Source organism: Alphaproteobacteria bacterium GM7ARS4 (assembly GCA_014332745.1).
GTDB lineage: Bacteria > Pseudomonadota > Alphaproteobacteria > GM7ARS4 > GM7ARS4 > GM7ARS4.
Genome location: JACONL010000001.1, coordinates 484,335 through 509,507, shown reverse-complemented (window position 1 = coordinate 509,507; position 25,173 = coordinate 484,335). Strand labels below are relative to the sequence as shown.

Below are 25,173 nucleotides of genomic sequence, written 5' to 3'. Positions count from 1 at the left end.
CATCCAACGACTCCTCACACCGCCCATCCCCCGTCACATCACGTCACATCACAAGACTCACCTTGTTCCCCTGATGATACTCTAAACGACCCTCTAAATCCAATTCGAGCAAAATATAGGCAACATGGGAAGGAGGACAAGCGCTTTTTTCTATGACAATATCCATAGCCAAAGGCACAGCATCCAGCAAAGATAAGATGGAACGCCGCATATCCACAAGCGCCTTACCGCTAGGAAGGGGAGTCGCAACAGGATGGTCACACTCTTGGTGAAGAAAACGCACATCTTTCGACTGCTCCATGCGCTCTTGGCGCGCCGTGATATGACGTAAAATGTCGTCCACTGTCGAGACGAGGACAGCGCCTTGCTGAATAAGAAAATTCGCGCCATAACTACGAGGGTCCTGAGGAGAGCCAGGCACAGCAAAAATCTCACGATGATACGATAAGGCATAATCTGCCGTAATCAAAGAGCCAGACCGCGCCTTCGCATCCATCACGACAAGACCCAAAGATAAGCCGGCGATGATACGATTGCGCTTAGGAAAGAGCTTCGCATGAGGAGGCGCTCCCAACGCCTCTTCGCTGAGCAACGCCCCCACATCGCTCAGCTGCCGATAGAGACGTTCATTCTCTGGAGGATAGACGACATCAACACCACACGCCAACACAGCCACCGTGCCTCCCGATAACGCCCCCTTATGGGCAGCCGAGTCAATCCCATGCGCCATCCCCGACACAACGACAAAGCCATGCTCTGCTAACGCCCTTGCCAATTTCTCGATAAACATAGACGAATTGAGGGAAGGATGGCGAGACCCAACAACCCCCACCATCTGTCTTTGCAACAATTCCTTACGCCCAAGAACCGTCAGAACAAGAGGCGCTTGATTGATGAGCGCCAATTGGGGAGGATAGGCATCATCAAGGAGGGTAAGAATCGACCCGCCCATATCATGGACACGAAACCATTCTTCCTCTATCTCACGCCGCGCTGGAATGACAATCTTCCCATGAATCAGCGTCTCACGACGCTTTGTCGCCTCCCGCAACGCCACAAGAGCCTGTCGAGCACTCCCAAATTGCTCAACCAAACGGCGATGACGCACAGGACCAACCCCTACCGCACGCGCAAGATGAAGCCACGCCAAACGCTCTTCTTGCATGTCAGAAGAACGCCCCATCATCTATACCGCCCCATCACAACACGCCACCACCGCGAAAAGATGCCTCCTCTCCCCGCCATAAACGCCTGATATTCTGGCGATGGGTAAAAATGACCAACAACAATAAAAAGAAAAGGGCATAGGCATAGAGACGCTCCTCGAGAAAAAATAACGCGCTCACAGGCGCACATAAACCCGCCACAAGAGACGCCAAAGAGACATAACGAAACGCAAGAAACACAAAAAGCCATATGCCAGCACATAACAACGCCAGAGGGACAGACAAGGCAAGGCACGCGCCCGCGCTCGTCGCGACGCCTTTACCGCCCTTCCAGCGAAACCATATGGGAAAAATATGACCCAAAATCACCGCTATGAGCACAAGCGCCTCTAACACATGCCCATGGGACGAGGGAAATAAACCACTGGACATGCCATACCACCCCCCGCCATAAACGACAAGAAAACCTTTGCCGCCATCACTCAAAAGCGTCAACATCCCACCAGCCTTGCCAAGCACACGATACACATTGGTCGCACCAACGTTACCAGAGCCTTCAAGGCGTGGGTCGCGACTCTTCCATAGTTTGCTGATCACCAAACCAAACGTGATACTCCCAATACAATAGGCCGTGAAAACAACCAAGCCCCCACGTATCACCATCCATATGTCATCGCCCATCACACACCTCGTTCCTCAATGGGAATGGCGACAGCCATCCCCATGCAACGTATAAACAATACGCCCATCCACAATGGTCATAACGGCGCGCCCTTGCAAGACCATGCCGTCAAAAGGCGTGTTATGGGACTTGCTGACAAAGGCATCCGCATGCACACGCCACGACCGATTCATGTCAAAAATGGTGATGTCGGCAGCACCACCCTCTTTGAACGCGCCCGCCTCAAGGCCTAAACGCTGAGCTGGCGCCCACGTCACCTTTTTCAAGGCATCCAATAACGGCATAGCCCCATGATGCACCAAATGCAACACAAGGGATAACATCGTCTCCAAGCCCACAGCCCCCGCCTCAGCTTGCTCAAACGGCACACGCTTGCTCTCTCGGTCATGGGGAATATGGTCAGACACAATAATGTCAATGACGCCACGCTTAAGCCCCTCAATCATCGCCATGCGGTCCGTCTCCGCCCGTAAAGGCGGGTCTAAACGCGCATACGTGCGATAATCAGCAACCGCCTGCTCATTCAGCATAAAATACGGAGGCGACGTGTCGCATGTGATGTCAAGCCCCTGAGCTTTCGCCTCACTGACAATATCAACCGAACGCGCCGTCGTGATGTGATTCGCATGGTAGCGCGCCGCCTCCCCATGCAACAACACAATATCACGCACTAGTCCTATCGTCTCGGCAAGAGGCGTGATGCCCTCTAAACCGAGACGGGTGGCAAGAGCCCCTTCGTTCATCACGCCCCCCCTGCTCAAAGACACATCTTGCGTGTGATGCATAATGAGCGCATCAAAATAACGCCCATAGCATAAGGCTTGACGCATGATATGGCTGTCGCGCACATAGCGCCAACCATCGCAAAAGGCTAAAGCGCCCTCCTCCATAAGAAGACCGATATTGTTAATGTCCTCGCCATGCGCATGGCGCGTCAACGTGGCACAAGGATACATCTTTGCCGCCTTCGCCGCGCGCACACGCCTTTGCACAAAACCCACCAATTCGACACTCTCTATGCCAAAAGAACCGCTCCCCATACACAGAACCGTCGTAATCCCGCCAGCAACAGCCGCATGGGCACAGGACGCTATCGTCTCTCTATGCTCGTCAAAAGGCTCACAAATACAGGCGCGCATATCCACTAAACCCGGCGAAAGACACAAACCCCGACAATCAATGGACAATATATCAGATGACTCGGGAAGAGAAACACCATCGCCCCACGCCTCTATTCTCCCCTCCTTGATAAGAAGGATACCCTCTTCGTCATAGCCCGTCGCTGGGTCCAACAGGCGACCGCCAACGAGCGCCAACAACGGAAAATTCCGTTGCATCGATTGGACACCCAACTGCTCTATCTTGCGCATCGTCGCCATCATCACTCAAGCACCCATTGCAAACACGCCATACGCACCGCCACACCAACCTCCACTTGTTGCGCTATGAGACTCCTGTCAATATCATCGGCTAACGCGCTATCGATCTCAACCCCGCGATTCACAGGACCAGGATGCATGAGCACCGCATCAGGAGACGCGCCCTTCATCTTCTCCTTATCAATCCCAAAAAAATGATAATACTCTCGAACACTAGGAACAAAAGAACCCTGCACACGCTCCCTCTGCACACGCAACATCATAATAACATCGGCATCCCGCAACGCATCCCCTATCTGCCCATGCACACACACACCTAAATCCTCTATGCCAAACGGCACAAGAGTCGGAGGCGCCATAATATGCACCGACCCATGCAATGCCGACAAGACATGAATGTTCGAACGCGCAACACGAGAATGCTTCACATCGCCACAGATAACAATCTTTAAACCCTCTATCTTGCCCTTGCGCCGACGAATCGCCAACGCATCAACCAACCCTTGCGTGGGATGCTCATGCATCCCATCACCAGCATTGATGACGCAACAACACATCTGACGAGACAATAATTCTACGGCGCCAGAACATGGATGACGCACCACCAAAATATCAGTGCCCATCGCATTGAGAGTCGCCGCCGTATCCAATAATGTCTCGCCCTTCTTAATGGAACTGGCTGACACCGACATGTTGATGACTGTCGCCCCTAAATGCTTCCCCGCTAACTCAAAAGAGGTGCGGGTGCGTGTCGAATTCTCAAAAAATAAATTCGTCACCCTTCGCCCAGCAAGAGGCTTCGATGGCATCGCCCCTCCCTTCCAATCTTCTAAAAAACGCTCCGCCTTATTTAAAAGCACATCTATATCGTCACGAGGCATGCCCTCCATGCTGAGAATATGGCGCTTGGCGTTCATCTCTCCACCAAATAATCTGTTGCCTTTTCCCCACAATAGACTATAATACAAGAATCCTCGTCTCGGTGTAACCCTGTGCCAAAGAAACATGACCAGAGGCAAAGAGCATCCTGACACTCATGCCATAGGCAAGGGCGCTCAAGGGGACGGGGGAGGAAGGACAGGAAAAAGAGGGGAAGGGAAACGGAGGGAAGAAAAAAGAGGAGACGGGGGAAGAGAGATTAAGACAGCACAAAACCGCCATGCAACGTAAAATCATCCCCGATGTCATTAATCAACCCGTCATCCATTCCGTCCCGTCCGACAGCTCAGAAGAGCATAATGTGGGCGCACTCATTGTCTTCGATGGGCAAAAGAACCTCACAGGCATTATCAGCGAACGAGATATTCTCCATAAGATTGTCGCAGCAGGCAAAGATGCAAAAAAAATCCTCGTGCGAGAGGTCATGACGCCAAATCCCCACGTCATCAATAAAGACGATACCGCCATCCATGCCCTCAAAATTTTCTCTGAACAATCATACCGCCATCTCCCCGTCACAGAAAACGGCGTCGTTCTGGGGCTTGTCTCCATACGGGATATTTTTAAAGTGTGCCTAGAGCAATTCGAGGAAGACCTCGAGCAAAGAGACCAATTCATTCGAGGGGAAAATTATGGCGGGGCGTAGCGTTACAGCAGGAAGCACCACAACACAAAAGAAAATAGGCATCATGGCGAGGATAGGGGCAACCTTGTCCGATTGGTGGGGACTCCTGAAAAGCATCTTCACACACGATGTGGGCGTCGCATCAACACAGAAGGAAAAAACAAAAAAAGAAAAGATTAAGAAAGATAAGTCGACCATGAAACGCCTCTTCGGGACGTATTTTGCTCGACATTGGCCTTCCCTCACCGTTGCCATTTTTTTCATGGCCATTGTCGCCATCGCCACGACATCAAAGGCATGGCTTATGAAACCTATCCTAGATAGCATCTTCATCGAGAGAAGTCGCCAGACACTCACATACATTCCTATCATGATTTTTGTCATTTTTGCCATACGTGGTATTGCCGAATATCTTGGCTCTATCATCATGAATCGCGTCATGGCGCTGGCATCATCGCAAATTCGCCTCGATATCTTCGGACATCTCCTTCGATGCGACCTCTCCTACTTCCACGAGAATGAAAGCGGAAAACTTGTCTCCAAATTCACATCTGTCGCCCAAAGTGTTGCCGGCGGCTTCATTACGACTCTTGTCATTCTATGCAAAGATTGCATGCTCTTGTTGGCCTTGATGGCGCTCATGATCATGCAAGATTGGCGCATGTTCCTTGTCATCGTTGTCGTCTTCTCCCTTGGCCTCATCGTCATGACATACAAGAGCAAAGACCTCGCTGGCGATGTCACGCGGGAAAAGCATAAAGTGGCGGGCAATATCAATTCCTTCCTGAGCCAAGCGTTTCAGGGCATACGACAAATCAAGGCGTTCCAAATGGAACGCGTGGAAAGCAATAAGGCGAAGGCGTTCTTCAGCGATAATGCCAACATCGAAACCAAGCAAGTGCAAGTGGAAGCCCTCAGAAGACCGATGGTGGACATGCTGGCAGGCATCGCCATTGGCTCTGCCTTAGCCTATGGCGGGTCAAGGGTGCTCGATGGTGAAATGAGCCCCGGCTCTTTCTTTGTCTTCGTGACATCTGCCTTCATTATCTACCGCCCTCTCAAAAATATCACGACCGTCAAGGCAAAAATTGGCGCATGTCTTACCTCTGCCGAAGGTGTCTTTGACACCATTGACAATGCGCCCAATATCGTCAATCATCCTAAGGCAAAAGCCCTCGTCCCCGCCCCGCATTACCATATTGATTTCAAAGATGTTGGCTTCTCTTATGGCGGCAAGGCGAAAAAGAAGAAAACAAAGGAGAAAGAAGAAGACGAGAAAAAAACCTTTGCCCTCGACGAGCTCAATATCTCTGTAGAGGCAGGGAAAACGACGGCGCTCGTTGGCCCATCAGGAGGCGGCAAATCCACCATCTTCAATCTTATCCCGCGCTTTTATGATGTCCACAAGGGCGCTATAGAAATCAACGGTAGCGACATACGCATGCTCACCATTCGGTCGCTACGCGCCCATATTGCCCTCGTCAGTCAAGATATTTTCCTCATGAATGATACCATTGCCGAAAATATCAAATTAGGGGCGACAGGACGCACCACAAAAACCGCCATCGTCGACGCCGCCAAACGCGCCGCCGCCCATGACTTCATCATGGCACTCCCCAAGGGCTATGATACACCCATCGGCGAAAATGGCGTGAGCCTCTCAGGAGGACAAAGGCAACGCATCTCCATCGCTCGCGCCATCATAAAAAATGCGCCCATCCTCCTTCTCGATGAAGCAACATCATCCCTCGACTCCGAATCAGAAAGCCTCATCCAAAGCAGTCTCAAAGAACTACGTAAGGATAGGACAACCCTCGTCATCGCCCACCGCCTCTCTACCATACGCGACGCCGACAAAATCTACGTCATCCTCAACGGACAAGTGGCAGAACACGGAACCCATAGCCAATTATGTAGAAAAACATCAAGCCTCTACAAACAAATGCTCGAAAAACAATCGGGAAGTATCTTTGTCGATATGCAAGACAACGACACACAGGAGGATGATACGGATAAGACCAAACAGCAACAGGAAGAAACAAAAAAACCCACCAAAAAGAAGAAGAAGAGTGAGAAGAATAAAGAAACAGCGCCGTCAACAAAAAAGACATCTGCCGACATCACAACATTGCACCCCCGCCATGCAAAAAAACAAAAGATAAAAGCACAAAGAAAAAAGACAGCAAAAGAAGGCGATACGCCCAAAAAAGCGTCAGCGTCGTCAGGAGGGTGAACATCCTCCCGCCATACGACAATTGTGCCGACATAAGGACATAAATAATCCCCATGCCCTTGACACGCTTGTTACTGCTGTATCGTATCGTGTGGTCTGTCGCCCAGTGGCTTTCCCCCCTCTTCCTGCTGTATCGTCTCCTCAAGGGGAAAGAAGACTATCCCCGCCTCATGGAACGTTATGGCTACGGACGAACAAAGCGCCCAAAAGACACCCCCCTCCTGTGGTTTCATGCGGCCAGTGTTGGCGAGTATCTGTCTGTCCTCCCCCTCATAGAGTCCTTAGGCGACGACATCCCCATTCTCCTCACAACCCACACCGTCACCTCAGCCCAACTCGCCACACAGCGCAACCCTCGCCATGTCCTCCACCGCTATATCTGCCTCGATGCCCCTTCCCATGTGAAGCGTTTCCTCGACTATTGGCGACCCTCCGTTGCCCTCTGGGTCGAATCAGAACTCTGGCCCAATCTCCTCATAGAGACTCGCAAACGCCATATACCGATCATCCTCCTCAATGCCCGTATGTCGCAACAGAGCCACAAACGCTGGATGATGTTCAAAAAAACCAGTCGCTACCTCATGCGCTGTGTCGACCTGTGTCTCGCCCAAAATGAAGAGCAAGCATCCTCTTTTCGCTCCCTAGGATGTCATCCCGTCTATTGTGTTGGCAATATCAAAGAAGCCGCCCATCCCTTGCCCCATAACCCGCATCGCCTCACGCTGTGGAAAAATGCCTTGCACAAACCACAGGAACGCCCCATATGGATTGCCGCCAGCACCCACCAAGGCGAAGAACAATGGGTCGCCCACGCCCACCACATGCTCACACCATCCCATCCTAACCTTGTCACATTCCTCGCCCCACGCCATCCCAATAGAACACGCCATATCGCCAAAAGCCTCGAACCAGACACACGCATCTTCCTCCACTCCCAACATACAGACCCCCCCCCATGCGCACAGGATTTTATCTATATTATCGATACAGTCGGCATGCTCGGATTGTTCTATCGCCTCGCCCATGTGGCCTTTATGGGAGGCTCTCTCATCCCCCATGGCGGACAAAATCCACTGGAAGCAGCGCGCCTCGATTGTGCCATCATCACAGGACAACACTACCATAATTTTACAAAAATCTATGACCTCTTAGCACAAGAACAAGCCGCCCATATCATCACCCATGGCGACCAATTAGGACCTTACCTACAAAAAACCCTCGCCACAGACACCATGAACATCATGCGCACCAACGCAAAACGCCTCGTCACCCGCGACACACATCATATCCTCCAACAATACAAAAATTGTATCCTCCCATGGCTTGACCGTGGGATTGACCATGGGATTGACCATGACCCGACAGCATAAAAGACCCTAGACCCACCCTAGACCTCATGTGACCATGCTACGTGTCTTCCCTCCGCGTTTTTGGTGGCAGGAACGTTCCATCCTCTCGACATGTCTCATGCCTCTAGGATGGTGCTTTGGCATGGCCAGCATGCTCTCTCAGCGCCTTCATAAAGTCCAGCAAGCCCCCCATCCCGTTCTCTGTATTGGCAATGCCGTTGTCGGCGGAAGTGGTAAAACGCCCCTGGCCATCGCCCTCAATCATCTGCTACGTCGCAAGGGATACCGCCCTGTGTTCCTCACACGAGGCTATGGAGGAAAATACCATCAGCCATGTCGTGTCGACCTCGCCCACCATACGGCCATCGATGTAGGCGATGAAGCCTTGCTCCTCGCACGCCATGCGCCCACATGGGTCGGCGGCAACCGTGCGACAAGCGCTATGCGCGCACGCCATGATGGCGATTGCTATATCATGGATGATGGCATGCAACACCCATCCCTCAAAAGAGACATCACGCTCCTCGCCATCAACCCCCATCAAGGCGTTGGCAACCACGCCATCATGCCGGCAGGGCCTTTACGCGAACCATGGGCATACGCCCTCGCCAAAACCCAGGCAATCGTCATGGTCGAACAGAAAAAAAATAAAAAAAAGCCGCCACTGCCACCCCTCCTTCACCATGTCACAAAAAAACCCCTCCCCATCTTCCGCGCCACAGCAACCCTCGACGATACCCAGCTCAAGAACAAAGGCTCACGCCCTCTCATCGCCTTCGCCGCCATCGCCCCTCCCCACAATTTTTTCGAGATGATACAAGACGCCACGCCATCCCCCATCATCGCCCATTATGCCTATCCCGACCATGCAGTCCTCACCAAAAAACAGCTCGACCTCATGCTCAATGACGCCACCCAGAAGAAAGCAACACTCGTCACAACGGAAAAAGATTTTGTTCGTTTGCCCCGCGCCTATCAATCCTCTATAATGCCCGTTGCCTTGCGTTTGCACATCCATCAAGAGGACGCGCTCCTCGATTTCGTCCTTTCTTCCTTGGCACAGCTTTAAGAGCATCCATGCTACGACGCCCCAAGCAAAAATTCCCTCTCAGATGGTACTACGTTCCCCAAGGCATACTCCTATGGTGCGCTATAAGGCTCTTTCGCATATTAGGATTAACACGCGCCTCTCATGTCTCGGCGCGCTGTGCCGAAATTGTTGGCCCCCACTTGGCGACAACAAAAATTGTCCTCTGCAATCTACGACAGATTTTTCCAGCCATGTCAGAGAAGAAACGTCACGATGTCATGCGTCACATGTGGCGCAATATAGGACGTATTGCTGCCGAATATCCCTTCCTAAAAGATATGCGTCTCTACGACCATACAGGCCCCTATCCGAACATCGCCACCATACGTCATGTCGAACGGCTGGAAAGCTTCCTGCAAAGAGATAAACCCGTCATATGTGTCTCTGCCCACTTTGGCAATTGGGAAATTGCTGCCCTTGTCGTGCGCCAACTAGGCTATCCCATCACCGTCGCCTATCGTCCACCAAACAACCCCTTTGCCGACAGAATGATAGGCCCAATGCGCGATTGCGTCGCCACCCACTTTGCCGCAAAAAATGACAGCGATAGTCTCAAAAAAATACTCTCTGCCTTACAAAGACGCGAAGCTGTGGGATTCGTGACCGACCAAAAATTCCATGAAGGAACGCATGTGCGCTTCATGGGCTATCGTTCGGCATGCGCCGATACGCCAGCGCGCCTTGCCGTGCGCTTTCATACCGCCATTGTCCCCATCCATGTCTGCCGTGAGCAAGAGAGCTCCTCGTTCACCATTACCATCGAAGAACCCATTTTCCCCTCGCCAAAACGCGACAACAATAGGAATATCACGAAAATGACACAACAATACTTTAATCTGTTCGAGACGTGGATTCGCGCCCACCCCGACCAATGGCTATGGACTCATAATCGTTGGAATTTCCCGCAACGCCTCAAACGCGCCGCCGACTACGCTAAGGCTCAACAAGCAAGAGCGCAGGGTCAAGCGGCCAAGGCCCTAAATTAATCCCCCAATGTAAGTGGGGGCCCGTCGCGCGCCCTGTTGCGCCTACTTCACCCATGACATCACCCCTCCTCAGCATGTCGCCATAGGAGACAGCAATGGAGTCCATATGGGCATAGAGGGAAGAAAGACCCATGCCATGGTCAAGAATAACGATATTGCCAGCATAGAAAAAATCCTTGCCTGTCAGAATGACCCGCCCGTCTAAAGGCGCTGTGATCTTTGTGCCTTGAGGCGCGGCAATGTCGAGCCCAAAATGAGGCGCTCTCTGCACACCGTTAAAAACACGCCGTGACCCATAGACACCGCTTATCCTCCCCCTCACAGGATAGGAAAAACGTGGAAGAGGGCTACGCTGACACCCCATCGTATCGTCCCTCGATGCCTTGATCTGTTCCCTTTCCTTTTGAATACGCTCCCACACAGACTCGGGAGGCGATATTTGCTCTTGCGGAAGCCCATCCACATGCTCAACCTCATAGCGACGCTGTGTCACAGGAACACGTTTCTTAACCTTTCTGTCGCCACGCTTGGCAAAGAGGACAATCTCTTCGCCAGCAGAAGGAGGAATGGCGAGCATAAAACGACCGCTGGAACAATAGACAAGATAGCCACCCCGCGCCTTCACCTCAGCATCGGACAAAGAATGCCCATAGAGCAAGCCACCTTGAGCGGTGCTTCCCCCCTCTATCACAAAAGCCTTCCCCTCCCCCCCTTGCGCCCCCCCATGGCTCTGCCCAGAAAAACAGATAACGCCACAGAAGGCACAAAACATCAACCTCATCACACGATACATAACACGCCTCACGACACATAAACCATAGGAACAGCACATAATAAGCACCGCATAGGCCTCTCTGGCCTCTCTCACGTCAGCACAGCATCGACCTTGCCATCATAAAAAGAAATCTCGAGCTCGTTCGTTTCCTCGCATAAAGCATCCTTCCTATTTTTGACAACGCCATCTTGACGGACAATGGCATAGCCACGCTTCATTGTAGCATAAGGAGAACAACTTTCAAGGAGACGTTGGGCATGGCACATCGTTTGCTGTTGTCTCGAGAATGTGTGGGTCACGGCTTGGCGTAGTCGACCCTCATGGAGGCGCACCATCTCACCCCGAGCGTCAAAGAAACGTTGAGGCATGGGAAGACGCGCCGTGAGGGCGCGATGACGCTCACACCCATGGTCATAGAGACGCGCCATAGACAATACAAGCTGGTGTGTCGTATCTAAACATTGCTTGTGGAGTTGATGACGCACAGGCACACAACGCTCTGCCGCCGCCGTCGGTGTCGGGGCTCGATAGTCCGCAACGAAATCAGCAAGGGTGGTATCTGTCTCATGGCCAATGGCAGAGATGACGGGAATGGGGCTGGCGGCAATGGCACGTACGACCTCTTCTTCGTTGAAACTCCAAAGTTCCTCGATGCTTCCACCCCCACGCGCCACAATAATGACATCCACACGAGGCACACTCTTGCCATCGGCCATCGCAAAACCGCGCAATGCCGCACAGATTTCTTGGGGCGCACGCTCACCTTGCACAGCACAAGGCCAAAGAACGACAGGACGAGGAAAACGCTCGTTCAAACGATGCATGACATCATGAATCACCGCCCCTTGCGGCGACGAAACAACACCGATAATCTTGGGAAGAAAAGGAAGAGGACGCTTCCTCGACTCCGCAAATAAACCCTCCTTCTCTAAGCGCAGACGCCGCGACGCCAACATTTGATACAACGCCCCATGCCCTGACGGACGGACATCATGGGCTATCAACTGATAGGTGGAACGCACGCCATACGATGTCACGCGCCCATAACAGACCACCTCGAGCCCGTCCTCCCATTCCATAGAAAGCGACTGCGCTGTCGAACGCCAACACACCACATGCAAGAGAGCCTTATCGTCCTTCAAGGAAAAATAAAGATGACCCTGCAATGACTTAAAGACTTTGCTCACTTCCCCACGCACAGCCACATCACGAAAACGCTGTTCTAACGTCTCCTTGATAGCATCAGAGATGTCAGACACACGATAAATTGGCCTATGAAGCATAGTCGATGTTCACTCCCCGTGACGATGTTAACCATGACACCCTTGTCATGGCCCTCAGACATACTATACACTATGGCGATGATGTCATAAGGGTATCAATGTGATCCCCGATTGTAGAGTGAAGAAGTGCTTCCATGCGTATTGCCATATTAGGACAAGGGGCGCGGGAACATGCCATCGCATGGCGTCTCAGCCAAGAGAAGGACCAACAAGGCGCGCCGCACGAGATTTTTTGCCTCCCCGGCAATGATGGCATGACGTATCAGCATGCTCTTGCCTGCCATCCCATCGCCATCGATGACTCCCATGCTCTCTGTCAATGGATTAAGACGCATGCCATCGACCTCGTTGTTATCGGGCCTGAAGCACCCCTTGCCTGTGGCATAAGCGATGCGCTCAGAGAGCGTGGCGTCTCTGTTTTTGCGCCCTCACAAGCCGCTGCCCGCCTTGAGACATCGAAAATATGGATGAAGCAACTATGCGCTCAATACAACATCCCCACAGCCCGCGCCCATCGTTGCTTGTCGCACAAGGAGGCATGCCACGCATTAGAAACCATGCCATCCCCCTGGGTCATCAAAGCCGATGGCCTCGCCTCAGGCAAAGGCGTCTTTATCTGCCACGATAAGCAAGAGGCACGCCACACCCTCCATAGACTCATGAAAGAACGCGCCTTAGGAAAGGCGGGACAGCATGTCGTCATCGAAGAATTCCTCGAAGGAGATGAAGTGAGCCTCTTTGTCATGACAGACGGACAGACCATAAAACCCCTTGGTATGTGCTTTGACTATAAAAGGCGCGAAGATGGTGACAAGGGACCGCAAACAGGAGGCATGGGCGCTTTCTGTTCTTATACAATCGACACACAAAACCAAGAGATACAGACACGCGCCATCAACGACATCATCACACCCACCATTCGCGCCATGGCACAGCAAGGATGCCCCTATAGCGGTGTCCTCTATGGCGGGCTTATCGTCCATAGGGAAACGAAGGCATGTCACGTCCTCGAATTCAATGCGCGATTCGGCGACCCAGAGTGCCAAGTCCTGATGCCTCGCCTGCAAGGACAACTCGCCCATGCCATGCATGCATGCGCCCATCACAACCTCCACCATATCACCGAGCAAGACCTCTCTCTCGACCATTCTGCCACCGTCGGCGTCGTCCTTGTTGATAAAGACTACCCCTCCCCCTCGCCATCATCCCAACGCCACCCCATCACCATGCCATCACGCGCGTCTCATGAAGGCGTCCTCTTCCACGCCAATACCCGCATAGAACACGAAACCCTTGTGGCTGGGACAGGACGAGTCCTCACCGCTGTGGGCCATGCCGATACGCTCGAACAAGCGCGAGAAAAAGCCTATGCCATCGCCAAGCACATCCAATGGCAACAATGCTCCTACCGCACAGACATCGCCCAACAAACACGCCTCAATAACAAAATAGACGTCACCCCTTCCCATGCGCCTACCAACGTGGCCTCTACCAACGTCGCCCCTGCCAACGTCGCGTGAGACGTCCCATGCCTTTACCTATCATAGCGGCGGACGATACCCACTAAACGCCCCTGAAATTGCACCTGAGACGCGCCGTATAATTGCGCCTTATGGGCGGGATTTGCCGCCTCAAGAGCAACAGAATTGCCGCGACGACGTAGGCGCTTTAATGTGACCTCGCCATCGATACGATGATTGTCACGTATGTAGGCGGCGACGATCGAGCCATTCCTCGGTTGGGCATCACGTTTAATGATGGCAATATCACCCTCGTGAATCCCTTCCCCTATCATAGAGTCGCCAGACACCCTGAGGGCAAAATAGTTCTCCCTATCACGACCAATGAGAAAAGACGCCACGTCAAATGTCTCATGGTCTTGCACCATAGCCGTAAAGGGATCCCCTGCGGCAATGTTGCCATAAAAATTGATGGTCGTGTCCGATGCAAAAGAAGGACGCATCGCATCATGCGCCTCGCCATCGGCACGTCCACCATCATGCTGGCGCTCACAAGAAGGCAATTTAATGACCTCGACGGCGCGGGCGCGATTCTTGAGACGCTTGATATAGCCTCTCTCTTCCAAACAATTGAGCAAACGATGGATACCAGACTTAGAGCGTAAGCACATGCAGTCACACATCTCGTCATAAGAAGGGCCGACACCCCGCTCTTGAGAGACATGGTGAATAAGCAATAACAGCTTACGTTGTTGTTTCGTCAGCACCAGATCCGTCCCTTGCATATCCATCAAACCTACCCCCCTCCATCTTCACAAAAGATAGGGAAAAAAAGAGAAGAAAACAAGAACAAAAGACGCTAAATCGTCCAATCCAAATGGGACAAGGATTCTTGGGCAATACCCTTATCCCTTGCGCGCACACAGATGTCGTCGATAGTCAGCTGTGAGAGCATGCGGGCATGGCGCTCCTCCCACTCTTGCCGAAGGGGAAGAAGAATGTCAGAGACAATGGGCGAACGGTCTATGGCATTACAAAAAAGACGCGTGGCCTTTGTCTCAGCATGGGAAGACTCAAGGGCATGGGCAATATCGAGCAAGCAAATACGTCGGCGCTCGCGCCCAAGAAGATACCCCCCCTTTGGTCCCCGCACACTCTGTAAAATACGGGATATGACGAGCTGCCCCAACAGCACGTCAAGATGGCGTCTCGTCATATGATGGCGCGCCACAATATCACGACTAGGCACAGGCCGATGGCCGCCATGGTAGGCAATGTCCACAACAGCCAACAGAGCTAAGAAAAAACGCTTATCGCACCGATAGTCTGGCACAGCTTCCCTCTCCCTCACATAAAGTGGTCTATGATTTTTTTTGTCAGTTTTACCGCCACATCATGCTTCGACATGAGAGGCCATTCCTCGCACGCCTTGTCCGTCATGAACGTCACCCGATTATTGTCGCCACCAAAAATATGGGGGTCACGCCCTACATCATTCATCATCATCCAATCACACCCTTTGCGTTGTCGTTTTTGTTGTGCTTGTTCAACAAGAACAGAACGCCCACCCTCACCACTCATTGCCGCAAAGCCAATGACAAGGCGAGGACGCGTGAATCCCTTCTCTCCCTGAGCGATACTCTTAAGAATATCCAAAGTCGCTTGGAGCGTCACACGGCGTGTCTCTGTGTCGGATGGCCACTTACCCAGAACACGCTTGTCACGGGGAATGTGCCAATCACTGACAGCAGCAGCACACACAGCCACATCCACCGCCCCATGCTCGAGGCACGCATCGAACATGGCATGGGCTGTATCGACATGAACAACCTCGACACCTTGCGGGTCGACACATGTGACGGGACCAGAGATAAGGGTCGTCTCCATGCATGCCTGTTGCAACGCTTGCGCTATGGCATGGCCTTGCTTGCCAGAGGAACGATTGGTGAGATAACGCACGCCATCCAATGGCTCGTGCGTGGGGCCACTCGTCACAAGCGCCTTGAGGCGACGCCCGCCATGGAAGAGAGGCTTGTCTATCGGGACGTCCTCTAACAGCCTCTCCACAATGGCGTCTGGTTCAGTCATTCTCCCTATGCCTTCATCGCCACATGCGGCTGTGCCATCCTCAGGCCCTATACAGCGCATGCCTTGCTCCAACAGAAAATGCTGGTTACGTTGCACAGCGCTATTCGCCCACATGCGCGGATTCATGGCCGGGGCGATGAGAATTTTCGACGGCTCACAGGCGAGTAAAAAGGCTGATGCCATATCATCAGCGCTCCCAGACGCCATACGCGCCATGAGGCTTGCCGTCAAAGGCGCTACAACGACTTTGTCCACAGAGCGAGGCAATGTGACATGCGCCATCGCCCCTCCCCCTTCCCCAACGCTAAACAGGTCGTCATAGACAACGCCACCCGATAGCGCCGAAACCGATAAAGGTGTGATGAAACGATGGGCATCCTTACTGAGAATAGGAATCACCCGCACACCACGCCCACGCAACGCACGTATCAGCATAAGACTCTTCACAGAAGCAATCCCACCGCCTATGACAACAGCAATGGATAACAACGTCTCTTTGCCTGTCATGACACGCTTAAACCTCTCTTGCTCGTCACTGAGGGAAGGAATAGACATGGCCCTCTCATGCCCCTAGTATAAAGCTCTGTCATCATCATAGGTGAATAATCTTATGGCATCGTCTATGACACACACGCCCCACCCTTCCCCCCTCGCCTCCCATCCCGACGATGCCCCACTAGAGGCTGTGCCAGCGCCCCACAAGAGCAACAAGAGCATGATACGCTTCACATGCCCCGAATTCACAACCCTATGCCCACGTAGCGGACTGCCAGATTTCGCCCACATTATCCTCGACTACGTCCCCCATCGCCATATCCTCGAGAGCAAATCCTTCAAACTCTTCCTGTCATCCTTCCGCCATCACCACGACTTCCACGAAGCATGCACGCTGATGATCGCACAGCGCGTCGAAGCATGTATTGCGCCCACATGGCTACGCATAGGCGGCTATTGGTATCCTCGCGGCGGCCTCCCCATCGATATTTTTTATCAAACAGCGCCGCCCCCTCAAAATCTCTGGATTCCCGACCATCGCACAGCGCCCTATAGGGGACGAGGCTGAGATAGACTCACCTGAGACAGGCAAACGCCAAAACCCCTCTTAGGCGCGCTCCACCGCCTGTAACTGACTACGCCATAGCCCTCCATAGAGAGCAATGGCGGCCGCCACTTCTTCCCCATCCACATGAGTCGGGCTATCCTGCTCGATGCGTGTCCGCATTATGGCGACACTCCCTAGAGGGTCAACCACCGTCACGTTATCAACCGTGTCTTGACGCACCTCCCTGCCATAGTCAAACAAGCGAGCCCTCTCTACGCCTTGTGGCGGATAATAGTCGTTATCGAGACATGCCTCGATGAGCGTCTCTTCTATCTTTGCTAACATATCCCCTTGCTGATAGTAAAATTGCCCTCTGTCTAACATGTGGCGATAAGACGCATCTTCTTCTGGACTTTCCGCCCTTGATGTTCCTTGTTCTTCTGGCATCTCAAGACCCACCGAACGTTCAGTATCTTCAGTGAGAAGGCCCAATGCCACAGAAAGAGTCGCGCCGACATCCCCTTGTAATTGCTGTAAAGCGCGCTCGGCATAGGGAACGCTCAATTGCCTCCCCAAAGGCCGCATGAGACTCCGCAGAAGCGCGGTGCGTTCATCGGAAGAGAGCTCCTTCGTCTCCCCATGCGGCCCTTGTGGGGGAGACCCAAAAGCCGGATCGCGACTCAACATATCGATATAGGCGCTATGAAATTTTTTCATGGATTGCACGACGCGCGCCATACGCCCAGTGACCATGCTGTGCGCCACATCGCGCAATTGGGCGACAGTTCTGAGACGGGCTTGATAGGACGCCTTTAAGGCTGAGGGAGGCATGGTGGCAAATGAACGGACGACACCCGCCGCCACATCGACCAATTGCGCTTGTGTCGTCTGGATGTTAGGCTCGTGGAAGGCGCTACGCACAGCCACCTCCAGAGAATCTCTCAGCCACGCCCCATGGATATGCTTGAGGAACGAGGCATCTTTCAGGCCCGCCTTCTTCAACGTGCTCTCCCACAGCGCGCCTCCCGGCATCAGACTCGACGTCGTCTTCTGCACCCATTGCCCATGACTCTTGAGAAGCGCGCCGTGCTCCGTGCGATGAGCCGCTGCCACCGCCTCAGACCTGAGCAAAGGACGATAGTGCCCTCTGGTATCCACCAACTGCCCCGCTAAAAGGGCAACCATGTTATGCCCTTGTTCTTGAAAGGCCGTATGGGCAACGTCAGAACGTTGACATTTTTCCGCCATCGCATGGGCAAAGGCGCGGGCTGCCTTCTGCGCATAATGCTCTCGCCCAACGCCTATCTTGAGCGCTAAGGCTTTGACACCCCTCGAAAAGAGACTCCCCCGACGAACGCGAAAGGCCCCCTTCTCTTTGTCAAACGTCATCTCGTCATAGAGAACATCCTTATGGCGAAATGACGGCACAGGTGATGACAACGTGCCATGTTGCGCGTGATGTGAGAGCAAATGCAAACGCTTGCCACGCGCCGCAACATCCGCCACCCGTTGTGTCACCCGACGCATCTCCTTAGAGGTGATGGGACGCCTCTGACGACTATGAAAACGCTCCACATCACGCATGACGCTATGGTAATCACGCTCAATACGGCGGGCATCCTTTCGTAAATGGGGACTCTGCTGACGAACTTTCTGCAAACGAGAAAGAAAATCATGCGTGCCTAAATAACGGGTGATATGGTCTTTGATGAAATCACGACTCTGTTGCACACCCATATGGGTACGGGACATGTCGGACGCACCAACACGAGACACCCTACGACGCCCTAACCCACCCCCTCTACGAGAGGCATCACCCGCTGGCACAATCTTCCCTTGATGAGATACAGCAATAGGACATCCGTTAGCGGGTAAACGTAACCCGCTCACCATTATGTTCATCATCATCTGTCCGCTCTATCGTACGCCTGACATGGTATCTGTGAAGAAACCGCCATGCCATTAGGTGACACATGCGACTCACATGTTGCATGAATCACACCCCCTATCCCCTAGAAGGGGGCGAGCGATGGGACTTGAACCCACGACTTTCGGTACCACAAACCGACGCTCTAACCAACTGAGCTACGCCCGCCATCAATCATCACACCCCTCGCCATCCACAACACAGCAAACAGTTGATTGTAACGATACCATGCGATAAGGTCAAGGCGATGGACATTGAGAGACGCCCCACCCTCGACGCATATGGTCATGGCACAACGCGATATTGACACACATTCCCTGTTGTTCGCACTGACCCCCCCTGCCTTCCATCCCTATCTCATGCTGATGCGTCTCGACCGCCTCAGCGCCAGTTTTCTCTTGCTCCTCCCCACATGGTGGGGCATCGCCCTCAGCACCGCCCTCAGCGACGACATCGCCCATCAACCCTACAGCATGATGGAGAGGTTTTTTGCCCATGACGCCCCCTTTTATCTCTTATTTGCCCTCGCTGCCTTTGTCATGCGGTCAGCGGGATGTGTCGTCAATGACATGGTCGATAAAGACATAGACGCACACATCACACGAACACAAACACGTCCCCTCGCATGTGGCATGCTCACCCAACGCCACGCCCTCGCCACACTCTTCTGCCTCCTCGTCTGCGCGTTGATGCTCGCCCTCGCCCTGCCATCCACCCTGTTCCTGCCATCCCTCGCCATTCTCCCGTTCATTGTCCTGTACCCTTACATGAAAAGGGTAACACATTATCCTCAAGTCATGCTGGGCTTCTTGTTCAATACAGGACTCTTGCTCGCCTTCTATGCCACAACACATGCAACACACCATGCTGTCTCGCTGGCGGACGCCTTCCCCCTCCCTGTCGTGCTGGCCTACGCGGGCTGTGTGCTGAGCACCATCGCCTTCGACACGGTCTATGCCCATATGGATAGGGACGACGACATCCATGTGGGCGTCAAATCCCTTGCCATACGTTGGGGGACAAGGACGAAAAGATACGTTGCCATGCTCTATGGCGTCGCATGGGGCGCACTGGCGACATGCCTTCTCCTGATAGCCCATACCCATCCCCATATCGTTATCCAACCAAGCATGCTCTTGCTTGGCGTCGCTGGCCTTCTCCTCGCCTTCTTCCTCTATCGTTTAGATATAAAATCCTTCCCTTCTTGCCATAATTTCTTTAAAAAGAACGTGGTCGTCCTGTTCATCATGTTTATCGCGTTTTTTGTGCTCCCTTATGCGCCATTGCTATCACCATACCATTGACATTCTGTCATCCCATACAGAGACACCAAAAACGTTACGCAAAGCCTCACACCTGTATGAACATATCCTATCCCTTTACAAGACGACCCACAAACAACATAAGGATGGTTTGCTCGCCAACCCCTTGCTCGATGTCTCCTCTCTCCTCTGGCATCAGCTACGCCACCAAGAGCTTCACCTCGATGACATAGAAGCCCTCATCGACTATATCAAGATTGTCTCCTTAGGCTTGCGTGTGGATACGGCACGCTCCTATGTAGGCACAACGACACCAAAGAAAAATGATGATGTCCTCGCGAACCTCCTCAAAACATCGTGGAAGACGATGGAGGGACTCACGCAATTTGCCGAAAGCGACAATTTCGGTATCGTCTTCACAGCCCATCCAACCTTTGGCATCGATACCCCATGCCTACACCAATTCAGCGCCCTTATCCAAGCAAACACAAAAGACGAAGAAACAGCCCTCCTCTCAGAAGTCGCAAAAAATCCGCCACAACCCGCCCAAAACATTACCCTAGACCACGAGCATGCCCTCGCCCAACATGCCCTCAAGAATGGACAAAAGTCCCTTCAGAGATTCTATCGTCATATCGTCCGCCATGCGCGCACCATAGACAAAACACAAGCGCGCTCACTCCGCCCAAAAGTCCTCTCGCTCTATAGCTGGGTTGGCTATGATATTGACGGACGTAGCGATATTAGCTGGCTCAAAAGCTTCAAAAATCGCCTCCTCGACCAAACAGCACAACTCCTCGACTACAAAGAACAAGCGGCCGCCATCGTCAAGGATATAGGCAAAGAGCACACACCACCCGCCCTCACGGCTCTCCACGAAAAAATCACCGCCATCATCAAAGATAAGAAAAAAGATATTGCCTCCATCCCGCCAGAAGACATCACCGACACACAACAAAAAGCAAAAATTTTCGCTCAAGCCTCCCGCTACTTCGAATCAACGCAAAAACATCGTGTCACACACGCAGCGCCCTTACAAGAACTGGCAGAACAAGCCCTCACCCAAGCCATCACATCCAACCTCGCCACCGATGTCCAAGACTCCTTGCAAATTCTGGCAAGCACCATCAAGCATTTTGGCTTAGGCATCTCAAAAGTCCATATGCGTATTAACGCCAGCCAACTCCATAATGCTCTGTTGGGACATATGGAGATGGATGGCGCCCTGGATGACCCAGCGCGACGCATGACCTATAAACGCCGTATCGACGAGCTCCTCGCCAATGTGAAACCTGCTAAGACCCATTTTGGCTCTCTCCTCACCGAGACCATGTCAGCGCGCACCCTCTTCATGCTCATGAGCCAAATGGATACCTATATCGATAACGAACAGCCCCTACGTTTCCTTATTGCCGAATGTGAAACAGCCTTCTCCGTCTTGGCAGCATTGTATTTCGCTCGCCTTTTTGGCATTGCCGATAGAATCGACATCTCGCCTCTCCTCGAAACAGAAAAGGCGCTCTTGCGCGCGCCAAGCCTTATCGGCGACCTTATCGCCAACGACCATTATCGACATCACCTGATAAAACGGGGACGCCTCTGCCTACAAACAGGCTATTCTGACGCCGGACGCCATATGGGACAGATGGCAGCAGCTTTGGCCGTCGAACATACCCATGCGCAAACAGCAAAAATCCTCAAAGAGAGCGGTATCCCCTCGCCTTGTGTCCTCTTCTTTAATACCCATGGCGAGTCCTGTGGACGTGGCGGCCATCCCCTCTCTTTCAACGACCGCCTGAACTATCTCTCTTCACCCTATGCCAACGAGTGTTTCACCCAAGCAGGCGTCCATCACCAAAAAGAAGTGAGCTTCCAAGGAGGAGACGGCTACAGCTGGTTCATCGATGAAACGACAGCTTATGCCACCCTGACCCGTATCCTCGAACATCTGGCGGACAAGCCAACAAAGAGCACAGAAACAGACCCCTTCTATCACCGCCCTGACGAGGGAAGTGAAATCACGCACACGGTGAAAAAATTTAACGCCCAACTCATGGACAGCGACGATTATGCCCAGCTCCTCTCCTTGTTCTGCCATCGTCTCACCTATCCATCAGGCTCACGCCCCCATCAACGCCAATATGAAGGAGGCGATAGACATCAAGAACGTAGAAAGGTGCGCGACTGGCGCGCCATCCCTCACAACGCCACCCTCCATCAAATTGGCTTCTGTGCCAACGTCATCGGCGGCATTGGCATGAGCCTGAGACAACATCAACCCTCTATGACATCCCTCTACAAACAATCCCAACGTTTCCGCCACCTGACCGACTTTGTCCTCTATGCTTTTCAACTGACATCAAGCGCCGTCTTCAGAGCCTATATCGAACTCTATAACCCCGTCTATTGGAGCGACCACGCCCTACAGATAAAAAAAGAAGAGGACTTTAGACATCTGCTACGGGTAGGCGACATGGTGGAAACACTCCATATGTATCCACCCTTGCTACGCCTCTACGGACATCTCTATCGCGACTATGCCGAATTGGCAACATGGGCAGAAGAATGTCTCCAGAACAAACCCCAAGACTCCATCTTTCATCACCGACAACGCGCCCTCGATGACCTCCTCCCCATTATCCATAGCGTGCGCCTCGCCCTGATGCAATTGCTCTTCACCTATACAGCCACCATCCCCGTCTTTACCGCCCAACCCCACGGTAATCACCGCCAATTGACGTCCCAACTCTTGACGCTCGATGTGGACACCGCCTTACAACATCTCGAATCCATTTTCCCAGCACAACCCGTCAACTGGACGCCCGGTGTCTTTGGCGTGCGCGCCGAGTATCATGGCGACCATTTTAGAGGCTATGAATCCCACCACCGCCATATCTTCGCCCCCATACGCCGTATCCATACCATGATGAAAGACCTCAGTATCGCCGTCGCCAACGCCGTCGGCTCTTATGGATAGGATGAAAAGAAAACGCCCGGATTCATTATATGGTGAGGGTCGAAAGCCTCCTTGAGCTTGCGCATCATCCCATATGTGCCTTGCGCCTTGTAACGTTTTAATTCCTCTCGCTTGAGACGCCCAACCCCATGCTCGGCGCTGAAACTCCCGCCAAAGGCGCGCACGCTATCATAGAGATAGCGCTGAAGAGGCTCACGATGACGTTCGAAAGTGCTTTGTGCCATCATAGGAGGCTTGCCGATATTATAGTGTAGGTTGCCTTCCGCTAAGTGACCGAAAATGAAGAGAGGCGCATGAGGCACGCTCTCTTGCACAGCGCGTGTCGTCTCCTGTAAAAAAACATCCCACCGATGGAGAGGTAAGGCAATATCATGCTTAAACCCGTCACCATAACGGCGCTCCGTGTCATGAATACGCCACCTCATATCCCATAGCGCCCGTTGCGAGGAGGGAGTCGCACAGCGGACAGCCGCCTCGATAATCCCCCGCGCATGTAACATCTCTCGAAAGGAAGAAAAGGCATGCGCCTTCATCCCCTCGTCTCCCTCCTCTTCCCCCCCTTCCTCCCATTGCGCCATGACATAGGCGGGATATGTCCCCCGCAAGGGGCGTTTATCCTGTCCCGCCATAGACAGCACCAGCTCGAAGATGACACCATCAATATATTCAAAGGCATGAAGAGGCATGGGAAGAGACGACAGCGCCTCCTGTGCTATCACATCATAGAGCCTCAGCGCCTTGCCGATGTCCCGCACGGCAAAACACGCAGACACAAGACGGCGCGGACGCCGATATAAGGCCAAGGCGACATCACAGATAATACCCAACGTGCCTTCGCTCCCACAAAATAAAGAATGTAAGGCATAGCCCGTATTATCCTTGAGACAACATGTGAGGTCGTCCATGACACTGCCATCAGCTAAAACAGCGCGTATACCCCTGACGAGAGCGCCCATCATGCCATAACGTAAGACATGGACACCACCAGCATTGGTGGCGACAAGCCCGCCTAGCTGGCACTGGCGGCGAGACGCAATATCTAGAGGAAAAAATAGAGGCCTATCGGCAAGGGCGTCTTGTATCTGAGCAAGGGTACAGCCCGCCTGAGCGATCAATGTGGCATTCTTGCCATCAATGACGCGAATATGATTCATGCGTCCCATCGCAACAACGACATGGTTGTCCTTATCCGTAGGACATGCCGCACCCGCTAAGCCACTATGACCCCCCTGTGGCACTAAGCCTATACCATAGCGCTGAGCATAGCGGACAATAGCAACAACGTCATCTTCTGTCTCAGGGAATATCACGCCTAAGGCTTGTCCCTCGATGCGCTGACGTCTCTCCGACACATAAGGCGTCATGTCATCCTTGTGCGTGATACAACGCTCCTCCCCTAAAAGAGTGCGGAGAGCATGGCGTTTCTGTTGCGTTGTATGGCTCGAGGACGACATCAATGCTCCTGAGGGAATGCGCCTGAGAGGACACATGAGAAGGCACATGAGAGGACACCTGAGAGGACTCCCCTCATGGAATGTCCCTTGCTGACGGGGTGTGGCTGGCACGGCGCAAACGTTCATTGAGCACAAGGCCAAGCCCCTCCTCTGGTATCGGCATCACAGCAATGCAACGACATGCTGTCCTATCCAATTGGTGAAGCATACGATAAAAGTTTGCGGCTGCTTCGCGCATGTCGCCTCGTGGGCTGAGATTGAGGCGAGTCATGCCTCCCGCTGGACATGATGTGCCAAAAAGAAGCGCGGCGTCATCATCACCAACATGACAGGCGTTCAAACGCAAAGGCGTGCGGGGCGCATAGTGACGCATGAGCATCCCCGGCGCCTTGATAGGCGGCGACACAACATCCATATCATCGCCATCATACGATAATGTCATAGAGGGTGGCAATT

General features: G+C 52.9%; 23 protein-coding genes and 1 tRNA gene. 10 read left to right on the top strand and 14 right to left on the bottom strand.

From position 1 onward, the window contains the following. Positions 1-43 precede the first annotated feature (43 nt). Genes dprA through GDA54_02490 form a run of 4 tightly spaced genes read right to left on the bottom strand, consistent with a single transcriptional unit; the run spans position 44 to position 4,144 of the window. Positions 44-1,186: a DNA-protecting protein DprA gene (gene dprA / locus GDA54_02505; GenBank protein ID MBC6497179.1), complete on the bottom strand. Its 1,143-nt coding sequence runs from the start codon at positions 1,184-1,186 to the stop codon at positions 44-46. A gap of 13 nt (positions 1,187-1,199) precedes the next feature. Further along, positions 1,200-1,829: a glycerol-3-phosphate 1-O-acyltransferase PlsY gene (plsY, locus tag GDA54_02500; GenBank protein ID MBC6497178.1), complete on the bottom strand. Its 630-nt coding sequence runs from the start codon at positions 1,827-1,829 to the stop codon at positions 1,200-1,202. Between the two features lie 33 nt (positions 1,830-1,862). Then, a complete protein-coding gene (gene pyrC, locus GDA54_02495; GenBank protein MBC6497177.1) occupies positions 1,863-3,185 on the bottom strand; it encodes a dihydroorotase in 1,323 nt (440 codons plus the stop codon). Positions 3,186-3,229: 44 nt separating this feature from the next. Continuing rightward, positions 3,230-4,144: an aspartate carbamoyltransferase catalytic subunit gene (locus GDA54_02490; protein ID MBC6497176.1), complete on the bottom strand. Its 915-nt coding sequence runs from the start codon at positions 4,142-4,144 to the stop codon at positions 3,230-3,232. An 88-nt stretch (positions 4,145-4,232) separates the two neighbouring features. Between GDA54_02490 and GDA54_02485 the strand changes: the two genes are divergently transcribed. Genes GDA54_02485 through GDA54_02460 form a run of 6 tightly spaced genes read left to right on the top strand, consistent with a single transcriptional unit; the run spans position 4,233 to position 10,449 of the window. Further along, entirely contained in the window at positions 4,233-4,397 is a 165-nt protein-coding gene (locus GDA54_02485; GenBank protein MBC6497175.1) for a hypothetical protein, read from the top strand. Then, positions 4,387-4,812, top strand: a complete 426-nt coding sequence (locus GDA54_02480; GenBank protein MBC6497174.1) for a CBS domain-containing protein — start codon at positions 4,387-4,389, stop codon at positions 4,810-4,812. Before GDA54_02485 ends, GDA54_02480 begins: the two co-directional genes overlap by 11 nt. Next, positions 4,799-7,024: an ATP-binding cassette domain-containing protein gene (locus GDA54_02475; protein ID MBC6497173.1), complete on the top strand. Its 2,226-nt coding sequence runs from the start codon at positions 4,799-4,801 to the stop codon at positions 7,022-7,024. The genes GDA54_02480 and GDA54_02475 overlap by 14 nt, the downstream gene beginning before the upstream one ends. Positions 7,025-7,077: 53 nt before the next feature. Further along, positions 7,078-8,394 carry a 3-deoxy-D-manno-octulosonic acid transferase gene (locus tag GDA54_02470; GenBank protein MBC6497172.1) on the top strand — a complete coding sequence of 439 codons (1,317 nt, stop codon included), beginning with the start codon at positions 7,078-7,080 and terminating at the stop codon, positions 8,392-8,394. Positions 8,395-8,428: 34 nt separating this feature from the next. Beyond that, a complete protein-coding gene (gene lpxK, locus GDA54_02465; protein MBC6497171.1) occupies positions 8,429-9,442 on the top strand; it encodes a tetraacyldisaccharide 4'-kinase in 1,014 nt (337 codons plus the stop codon). 8 nt (positions 9,443-9,450) lie between these two features. Further along, positions 9,451-10,449 carry a lysophospholipid acyltransferase family protein gene (locus GDA54_02460; GenBank protein ID MBC6497170.1) on the top strand — a complete coding sequence of 333 codons (999 nt, stop codon included), beginning with the start codon at positions 9,451-9,453 and terminating at the stop codon, positions 10,447-10,449. Here the strand turns inward: GDA54_02460 and GDA54_02455 are convergent. Both GDA54_02455 and GDA54_02450 read right to left on the bottom strand, forming a co-directional pair. After that, positions 10,397-11,242: a M23 family metallopeptidase gene (locus GDA54_02455; GenBank protein ID MBC6497169.1), complete on the bottom strand. Its 846-nt coding sequence runs from the start codon at positions 11,240-11,242 to the stop codon at positions 10,397-10,399. The two genes, GDA54_02460 and GDA54_02455, sit on opposite strands and share 53 nt — an antisense overlap. A 71-nt stretch (positions 11,243-11,313) precedes the next feature. After that, positions 11,314-12,507, bottom strand: coding sequence for an exodeoxyribonuclease VII large subunit (locus GDA54_02450; protein ID MBC6497168.1), 1,194 nt, complete (start codon positions 12,505-12,507; stop codon positions 11,314-11,316). A 134-nt stretch (positions 12,508-12,641) separates the two neighbouring features. Between GDA54_02450 and purD the strand changes: the two genes are divergently transcribed. Further along, a complete protein-coding gene (purD, locus tag GDA54_02445) occupies positions 12,642-14,027 on the top strand; it encodes a phosphoribosylamine--glycine ligase (GenBank protein MBC6497167.1) in 1,386 nt (461 codons plus the stop codon). A gap of 14 nt (positions 14,028-14,041) precedes the next feature. Here the strand turns inward: purD and lexA are convergent, their stop codons facing one another. From lexA to coaBC, 3 genes are all read right to left on the bottom strand, one after another. Then, positions 14,042-14,734: a transcriptional repressor LexA gene (gene lexA, locus GDA54_02440; protein ID MBC6497166.1), complete on the bottom strand. Its 693-nt coding sequence runs from the start codon at positions 14,732-14,734 to the stop codon at positions 14,042-14,044. A 92-nt stretch (positions 14,735-14,826) separates the two neighbouring features. After that, positions 14,827-15,318 carry an Rrf2 family transcriptional regulator gene (locus GDA54_02435; GenBank protein MBC6497165.1) on the bottom strand — a complete coding sequence of 164 codons (492 nt, stop codon included), beginning with the start codon at positions 15,316-15,318 and terminating at the stop codon, positions 14,827-14,829. Continuing rightward, complete coding sequence (gene coaBC, locus GDA54_02430) at positions 15,315-16,562, bottom strand: bifunctional phosphopantothenoylcysteine decarboxylase/phosphopantothenate--cysteine ligase CoaBC (GenBank protein MBC6497164.1); 1,248 nt, start codon at positions 16,560-16,562, stop codon at positions 15,315-15,317. The genes GDA54_02435 and coaBC overlap by 4 nt, the downstream gene beginning before the upstream one ends. A gap of 103 nt (positions 16,563-16,665) precedes the next feature. On the opposite strand from coaBC, the gene queF reads away from it, so the two are divergent. After that, positions 16,666-17,118, top strand: a complete 453-nt coding sequence (gene queF / locus GDA54_02425) for an NADPH-dependent 7-cyano-7-deazaguanine reductase QueF (protein ID MBC6497163.1) — start codon at positions 16,666-16,668, stop codon at positions 17,116-17,118. A 39-nt stretch (positions 17,119-17,157) separates the two neighbouring features. Here the strand turns inward: queF and GDA54_02420 are convergent, their stop codons facing one another. The 3 genes from GDA54_02420 to GDA54_02410 form a co-directional block, all read right to left on the bottom strand. After that, complete coding sequence (locus GDA54_02420; protein MBC6497162.1) at positions 17,158-19,005, bottom strand: hypothetical protein; 1,848 nt, start codon at positions 19,003-19,005, stop codon at positions 17,158-17,160. 113 nt (positions 19,006-19,118) lie between these two features. Further along, a tRNA-His gene (locus GDA54_02415) sits at positions 19,119-19,192 on the bottom strand. Beyond that, positions 19,170-19,313 carry a hypothetical protein gene (locus GDA54_02410; GenBank protein ID MBC6497161.1) on the bottom strand — a complete coding sequence of 48 codons (144 nt, stop codon included), beginning with the start codon at positions 19,311-19,313 and terminating at the stop codon, positions 19,170-19,172. The genes GDA54_02415 and GDA54_02410 overlap by 23 nt, the downstream gene beginning before the upstream one ends. Here GDA54_02410 and GDA54_02405 point away from each other — a divergent pair. Next, positions 19,312-20,328, top strand: a complete 1,017-nt coding sequence (locus tag GDA54_02405; GenBank protein MBC6497160.1) for a 4-hydroxybenzoate octaprenyltransferase — start codon at positions 19,312-19,314, stop codon at positions 20,326-20,328. The two genes, GDA54_02410 and GDA54_02405, sit on opposite strands and share 2 nt — an antisense overlap. Continuing rightward, a complete protein-coding gene (locus GDA54_02400) occupies positions 20,300-23,263 on the top strand; it encodes a phosphoenolpyruvate carboxylase (GenBank protein MBC6497159.1) in 2,964 nt (987 codons plus the stop codon). Before GDA54_02405 ends, GDA54_02400 begins: the two co-directional genes overlap by 29 nt. Here the strand turns inward: GDA54_02400 and GDA54_02395 are convergent. Then, on the bottom strand, positions 23,254-24,717 hold the full coding sequence (locus GDA54_02395; GenBank protein MBC6497158.1) for an FAD-binding oxidoreductase: 1,464 nt from the start codon (positions 24,715-24,717) through the stop codon (positions 23,254-23,256). The genes GDA54_02400 and GDA54_02395 overlap by 10 nt on opposite strands. Positions 24,718-24,790: 73 nt before the next feature. Beyond that, positions 24,791-25,159 carry a hypothetical protein gene (locus GDA54_02390; protein ID MBC6497157.1) on the bottom strand — a complete coding sequence of 123 codons (369 nt, stop codon included), beginning with the start codon at positions 25,157-25,159 and terminating at the stop codon, positions 24,791-24,793. Positions 25,160-25,173 lie beyond the last annotated feature (14 nt).

Bases quoted from the DNA above. Each gene is read 5' to 3' on its own strand.
- dprA (MBC6497179.1), bottom strand. From the start codon at position 1,186: ATGATGGGGCGTTCTTCTGACATGCAAGAAGAGCGTTTGGCGTGGCTT.
- plsY (MBC6497178.1), bottom strand. From the start codon at position 1,829: ATGGTGATACGTGGGGGCTTGGTTGTTTTCACGGCCTATTGTATTGGG.
- pyrC (MBC6497177.1), bottom strand. From the start codon at position 3,185: ATGCAACGGAATTTTCCGTTGTTGGCGCTCGTTGGCGGTCGCCTGTTG.
- GDA54_02490 (MBC6497176.1), bottom strand. From the start codon at position 4,144: ATGAACGCCAAGCGCCATATTCTCAGCATGGAGGGCATGCCTCGTGAC.
- GDA54_02485 (MBC6497175.1), top strand. From the start codon at position 4,233: ATGACCAGAGGCAAAGAGCATCCTGACACTCATGCCATAGGCAAGGGC.
- GDA54_02480 (MBC6497174.1), top strand. From the start codon at position 4,387: ATGCAACGTAAAATCATCCCCGATGTCATTAATCAACCCGTCATCCAT.
- GDA54_02475 (MBC6497173.1), top strand. From the start codon at position 4,799: ATGGCGGGGCGTAGCGTTACAGCAGGAAGCACCACAACACAAAAGAAA.
- GDA54_02470 (MBC6497172.1), top strand. From the start codon at position 7,078: ATGCCCTTGACACGCTTGTTACTGCTGTATCGTATCGTGTGGTCTGTC.
- lpxK (MBC6497171.1), top strand. From the start codon at position 8,429: ATGCTACGTGTCTTCCCTCCGCGTTTTTGGTGGCAGGAACGTTCCATC.
- GDA54_02460 (MBC6497170.1), top strand. From the start codon at position 9,451: ATGCTACGACGCCCCAAGCAAAAATTCCCTCTCAGATGGTACTACGTT.
- GDA54_02455 (MBC6497169.1), bottom strand. From the start codon at position 11,242: ATGTATCGTGTGATGAGGTTGATGTTTTGTGCCTTCTGTGGCGTTATC.
- GDA54_02450 (MBC6497168.1), bottom strand. From the start codon at position 12,507: ATGCTTCATAGGCCAATTTATCGTGTGTCTGACATCTCTGATGCTATC.
- purD (MBC6497167.1), top strand. From the start codon at position 12,642: ATGCGTATTGCCATATTAGGACAAGGGGCGCGGGAACATGCCATCGCA.
- coaBC (MBC6497164.1), bottom strand. From the start codon at position 16,562: ATGACAGGCAAAGAGACGTTGTTATCCATTGCTGTTGTCATAGGCGGT.
- queF (MBC6497163.1), top strand. From the start codon at position 16,666: ATGGCATCGTCTATGACACACACGCCCCACCCTTCCCCCCTCGCCTCC.
- GDA54_02420 (MBC6497162.1), bottom strand. From the start codon at position 19,005: ATGATGATGAACATAATGGTGAGCGGGTTACGTTTACCCGCTAACGGA.
- GDA54_02405 (MBC6497160.1), top strand. From the start codon at position 19,312: ATGGCACAACGCGATATTGACACACATTCCCTGTTGTTCGCACTGACC.
- GDA54_02410 (MBC6497161.1), bottom strand. From the start codon at position 19,313: ATGACCATATGCGTCGAGGGTGGGGCGTCTCTCAATGTCCATCGCCTT.
- GDA54_02400 (MBC6497159.1), top strand. From the start codon at position 20,300: ATGCGCCATTGCTATCACCATACCATTGACATTCTGTCATCCCATACA.
- GDA54_02395 (MBC6497158.1), bottom strand. From the start codon at position 24,717: ATGTCGTCCTCGAGCCATACAACGCAACAGAAACGCCATGCTCTCCGC.
- GDA54_02390 (MBC6497157.1), bottom strand. From the start codon at position 25,159: ATGACATTATCGTATGATGGCGATGATATGGATGTTGTGTCGCCGCCT.